The sequence below is a fragment of the Streptomyces colwelliae genome (assembly GCF_048158785.1).
Taxonomy (GTDB): Bacteria; Actinomycetota; Actinomycetes; order Streptomycetales; family Streptomycetaceae; genus Streptomyces.
Genome location: NZ_JBLTJC010000548.1, coordinates 1 through 5437, shown reverse-complemented (window position 1 = coordinate 5437; position 5437 = coordinate 1). Strand labels below are relative to the sequence as shown.

Annotated in this window: 5 protein-coding genes; 1 reads left to right on the top strand and 4 read right to left on the bottom strand. The window is 69.4% G+C overall.

The window, feature by feature from the left end; all coding sequences use genetic code 11:
* Positions 1-146: 146 nt before the first annotated feature.
* On the bottom strand, positions 147-500 hold the full coding sequence (locus ACNFOC_RS50470) for a hypothetical protein (RefSeq protein WP_416965713.1): 354 nt from the start codon (positions 498-500) through the stop codon (positions 147-149).
* Positions 501-635: 135 nt separating this feature from the next.
* Positions 636-2978 (bottom strand): immune inhibitor A domain-containing protein, encoded by a 2343-nt coding sequence (locus ACNFOC_RS50465; RefSeq protein ID WP_416965712.1) that lies wholly within the window; start codon positions 2976-2978, stop codon positions 636-638.
* A gap of 436 nt (positions 2979-3414) precedes the next feature.
* Here ACNFOC_RS50465 and ACNFOC_RS50460 point away from each other — a divergent pair, with 436 nt between their 5' ends.
* The gene (locus ACNFOC_RS50460; protein ID WP_416965711.1) at positions 3415-3735 is read left to right on the top strand and encodes a hypothetical protein; all 321 of its coding nucleotides are present in this window, start codon (positions 3415-3417) and stop codon (positions 3733-3735) included.
* A gap of 106 nt (positions 3736-3841) precedes the next feature.
* Here ACNFOC_RS50460 and ACNFOC_RS50455 read toward each other — a convergent pair whose 3' ends face one another.
* Entirely contained in the window at positions 3842-4495 is a 654-nt protein-coding gene (locus ACNFOC_RS50455; RefSeq protein ID WP_416965710.1) for an RDD family protein, read from the bottom strand.
* Between the two features lie 89 nt (positions 4496-4584).
* A partial coding sequence (locus ACNFOC_RS50450) for an RDD family protein (RefSeq protein ID WP_416965709.1) occupies positions 4585-5437 on the bottom strand: 853 nt, incomplete at its 5' end.

Below are 5437 nucleotides of genomic sequence, written 5' to 3'. Positions count from 1 at the left end.
CCTTAAAGGCAGCCCCTACGGGGCGTGCGGGCCGCTCGGGGCGGTAGCCAGGCGTCGCAACAACCGCGCGCCCCAAAGGGGCGCGGGGAACGGCGCGGCCAGCCCCCACCGGCCCGCAGACAGAACACCGCCCCTCCCGCGGAGCGCTACGCCGAGGCCGCAGGCCTCCGTAGCAGCGCCCGGATCGGATGCCACAGCTCCTGTGCCCGCTCCGGCCCCGGGATCACGACAGCGTTGTCAGGCGCCGGTGCCGTACGCCATATCAGGCCATCGGGATGGTGCAGGACCGCGGTGATCTCGTCCGGGGTCGGCGGTTCCGCGTTGCCGCGCAGGTAGACGGCCCGCATACCGAGGTTGCGGAGCCTGGTCAGGGCCCGGGCGCGGTTGCGGGCGTGGACGAGAACGCGGACGCAGCCGTCACCCTGGGCGGCGGGTCTGGGCAGGTTCAACGCCACCACCACGCTGCCGGTCGGCAGCCTGCAGAAACCTCCTGCGGACAATGCGGTCACACCCCCTGGCGGGTCGGTATCGAGGTCGGTGTCAATAAGCCAAGCACAGGACGCACCTAAACACGGATCGGCGGCGACCCGCCAGGGGGTCACCGCCGATACGTTTCTGACCTGCGCTTTTACCGACTACTTCGCCGAAGGGCCGACCTGAACGCTCACCGTCGAGCCGTCGAGCGGCTCCTTGACGATCTTGATCCGGGTGTTGGTGTCAGTGATCTTGACACCGGCCGTCGGGTTCGACGTGTCGTAGTAGGTCGACTTGCCGTCGTCGAAGACGGGGACGCCGGGCTGCGACTTGATCTTGGTGGCGACGTCGGCCTTGTGCAGCGTGACCGAGTCCGTCCGGTACAGGCTGAACGGGGAGTCGTAGGCCTGGATGCGGTTGCGCATCAGCGTGCCGTCGGTCCACTTCAGCTGCGTCGGGTGGGAGTCGATCGGCAGGATCAGACCCTCACCGGCGTGCTCGCTGGTGTTGTCGTCCGCCTGCGAGGTGTCCCACTTCCAGATCAACAGGCCGTTCTGGTAGGCGTAGTGCTCCACCCAGTCCGGACGGGTCGTCGAGAAGCCGAAGTTGTACGGGCCGACCTTCAACACCTTGTCGTACGACACGTATTGACGGTTCTCGGCGATGTAGTACTGCGCGTAGTCGTCCGTGAAGGACGCGCCGATGCGCGAGAAGCCCTTCGCCGTCCAGGCGGCGTCGGCGGACTCGGCGTTGTCGGAGAACAGGGTCGCGCCGTCGGCGGTCACCGCGATCTCGTCGGCCGCGAAGCCCTTCTGCGCCACCCCGCTGTCCGTCTGGTAGCGGAAGCGGACGTCGATCTTCTGGCCCGCGTAGGCGTCCAGCGGGTACGTCAGCTTCTGGTACGCGGCCGCCGTGCCGGTGAGCGCGGGGTTGCCGCTGCCGTCACGCGGGATGGCGGAGCCGTCGGCCAGCTTGCCGTCGATCGCGGTCCAGGTCGTGCCGCCGTCCTTCGACACCTCGGTGTAGAGGTAGTCGTAGTCGGCCTCGATGTCGTAGTAGCCGTCCAGCGTGAGGGCGGCGGCCGACTTCCCGGTCAAGTCCACTGTCCGGGAAAGGGTGTTGCTCAGGCTGTTGCCGCTGCCGCTCCACCACTGCGTGGCACCCTGCGCCGGGGTGACCACCTCGGTGGTGACCTCCTTCTCGGGCAACTGCACCACCAGCGCCTGCGGGTTCTTGGTGTTGTACTCCGCGACGCCCAGCGTGTGCTTGGACTTGGTGCCGGCCTTGGCGATGTCGTAGTCCAGCCAGCCCAGTTGGAGCTTGTCCCAGGCGTTCATGTCGCCGGGGAGGTCGCCGATGGCCTCCTTGCCGGTGCCGAGCCAGGAGCCGGACGACATCAGCGTCCAGAAGCCGGTGGAGTTCTCGCCGCCCGCGGTGTCGTACTCGTCGGGGAGGCCGAGGTCGTGGCCGTACTCGTGGGCGTAGACGCCGAGTCCGCCGTTCTCCGGCTGGATGGTGTAGTCGCCGACCCAGATGCCGGTGTCACCGATCTGGGTGCCGCCGAGCAGGTTGGTGTCCGGGCCGGTGGCACCGGCGTCGGTGCCGAAGGCGTACCAGCGGTGGGCCCAGATCGCGTCCTCGCCCTGCGCGCCGCCGCCGGCGGACTCGTCCTCACCGGCGTGCACGATCTGGAAGTGGTCGATGTAGCCGTCGGGCTCGTTGAAGTTGCCGTCGCCGTCGTAGTCGTAGCGGTCCCACTGGTCGAACTGGGCCAGCTCCGTCTTGATCTCGGCGGCCGTGTCGCCGGCGGCCTCGCGCTGGGCGACCCAGGCGTTGACGCCGTCCTGGACCGCGTACCAGGCGCCGGTCGATGCGTCGTTGGAGCCGTAACGGGCCTCGTTGTAGGGGACCTTGACCCAGTCGGTGACCTCGCCCTCGACCGAGTAGCGGCCCGAGGACTGCTTCTCGTAGTACTTCTTGAGCGACTCGGTGTTCTTGCCGGTGCCGAAGTACAGGTCCTGGAAGTGCGCCTGGTTGTAATCCGCCTGCCAGGCCGTGGAGTTGTCCTTCGCCCTGTCGGGCGCGGCTATCTGGTTGTGCAGCGGGCCGACGGTGCCGCCGTAGCGGCTGTCGACCTGGTCGCCGAACTCGACCAGGATCGTGAAGATCTTGTCGGTCTTCTCGCGGCCCAGCTCGACGTACTTGCTCTTGCCACCCTTGCTCTTGAGCTGGACGACCTGCGAGCCGTTGCGGTCCTTGACCGAGGCCTTGCCGGATATGACCTGGTTCAGGGCCTCTTGGCGCTGCGCGTCCTGCGTCTTGCTCAGCGGGCCGTCGAGGTCGTGCTCCTTCTGTGCGACCGGTGCCGGGTCGTGCCGGTCCACACTGGCGGAGTTGGCCGTGGTACCGGCCTCCGCCACGGCGAACGTCGAGAACGTGGCGGTGGCCGCCGCGAGGGCGACGCCCACCGCGGCCGCTCTGAACGTCCAGGGTCTGCTGGTCACTTGAGGTCCTCCCCTGCGCACACTCGACCGCGCGGAAGGGGGGGTCCTGGAGTCATGGAAGGTCCGCGCGCGGTGAACGCGTGATAGTCAAGTGACGTTATTTGACTAGAGGTTTACGGGAAAAGACAGACCTTGACTTGAACAGGACAAGTGCACTATACGAAGCCGGGGTCCGCTTTGCGGACACGCACGGCCGACTCGTGTATCGCTCAACAGGCGCGTGCATCCGTCCACTTGGTGGACGGTATGACTCCGTGCGCCCCCCATGCACCGGAGCTGTGTGTTAGGTCATGCTTACTGCACGTTCCACTCGGGCATGCAGGCGAATAGAGTCGCTTGGCGGAACGCCAGGAACCGGCGGAAAACCAGGCCGACATCCTTGTCGCACCCCCCTTTCACAGCCTCCCCTCCATCGCCTAACGAGGACTCGATTGCCATGCCTCGTCCGACCGCCGCACAGCTCGCCTACGGTTCGTTCACCGTGATCTTCTCGACGCTCGCCATGCTGCTGCTGTCACAGACGAACTCGGGTCTGGGGATCGCGGTCATCGCATGCGCGGCGCTCGCCCTCGGGCTGCTCGTCTCCCTGACGGTGCCGCAGCCGAGGACCCGCGCCGCAGCAGCCCGGACCGCCACCCAGACCACGGCTCCGGCCGTTCCGCAGCAGCAGCGGGTGCCGGTGCCCGTACGGCGGGAGACCGTCTCCGCCGCCGCCATGTCGTCCGCGGAGCCGGTACGGGAGCGGAGCACTCCCTAGACCAAGCACAAGCCCAGGCTCAACCACGCGAATCGGCGGGCCCGTTGACCACGGACCCGCCGATCGCTGTGTGCGCCCCGGGAGTTGCCCCGGTCACGCGGTCACGTCATCGCGTGCTGACCACCACGGTCTTGGCCGCCTTGTCGTGCAGCCCCTGCTTGTACGGCTTGTCGAAGAAGCTCCAACCGCCGCAGATCGCCGTCCAGATGCAGGCGCAGCAGAACGCGAACGGGATCCACAGCACCGCCGCGCGGATCAGGTTGGTCTGCACGGACGGCGTCGACCCGTTGTCGAGGTTGGCCACGCGCAGGCCCAGCCACTTCTTGCCCAGCGTCTGCCCCGCCTTGGCCGTCATCACGGTGTCGTAGCCGATGTAGAGCACGGCCGCGACGAGCGACTGCCCGAGCGACTTGGCGTACGACGCGCCGTTGGAGCCGACGTCGTACTCGTGCACGCCGAAGGCCCAGGTGACCAGCCAGACGACGATGCCGACGAGGATCAGGTCGATGATCCGGGCGAGCGTGCGCCGGCCGCTGTCGGCGAGCGGGGGCATGCCGGCGAGGGGGTCGGTGGGGTAGGAACCGCCGCCGTAGGGGTCACCACCACCGCCGCCGTACGGAGGGGGCTGCGGAGGCTGGTCGCCGCCGTACGGCGGGTGGCCGTACGGTGAGCCCGATCCCTGGCCAGGAGGGGGCTGCTTCCTGAACGGGTCGTCTTCCGGCGGCTGCTGGCCGGAGCCCGGAGGCGGTTCGGTGCTCATGGCCCGAGTCGACCGCGAACCGCCCGGCTCCGCATCCGGCGAGCGGCCGTCCGAGGTACGGAATCAAGTACCCCGGACGACGTATGCCCCTATGCCGCTACGAACGTATGTGCTGCCTTGTCGTGCCAGCACTGGCGCCAGGGCCGGTCGAAGAGGCACCAGGCGACACCGACGACGCCGATGCCCAGCAGCCCCGGGACGCTGTACACCAGCCAGCGGCGCAGGGCCGCGCCGAAGGCGGGCGGCTCGTGGCTCTCGATGCCCCGGACCTCCAGACCGCAGAGCTTCTTGCCGAGGGTGCGGCCCCACCTGGCGGTGGGCAGCGCCTCGTAGAGGACACCGAAGAGGAGGAGCACGGCGAGGACGATGCCCAGGTAGACGACCGTGGTGCCGTCCAGCAGCCAGACCGTCTCGGCCCGGCCGGAGAGCTTGGCCGCGTCGATCTTCTCGTTGACGTGGTCGATCGCCCTGGTGCCCAGGGGTACGGCGGCCGCGGCGGTGACCGCGCCGAGCACGACGGTGTCGAGGAGCCGCGCGACGAGCCGCTTGCCGAGCCCCGCGGGCCGCGCCTCCGACTGCCGCCGGGCCGCCGCCTGGAACACGTCCTCCACCGGCGGCTTCCAGGGCGCCACGGGCCCGTCCTCGTCCCCGGCCAGCCGGTGCACCTGCTGCGCCCAGGAGGGCTGCCCGCCGCCGACACCGGAGGCCATGGGAGTGGGTACGGCGGCGCCCTGCGGCTGCGCCGGGCCGGACTGCTGGGGGACGCCGGGGGCAGGCTGCTGGGGCCCGGAGAGGGCCGTGGAAGCGGCGGAGGCGGGTGTCCCGGTGGCGGTGCCCGCTTGGCCCGCCTGGGCCTGTGCGGCGCGGGCGGCGGCCGCCTTCCCGGCGCCGAAGCCGGGGCCGGAGGGGTCGCCGGCGGGGGTGTTCCCGGCGGGGCTGCCG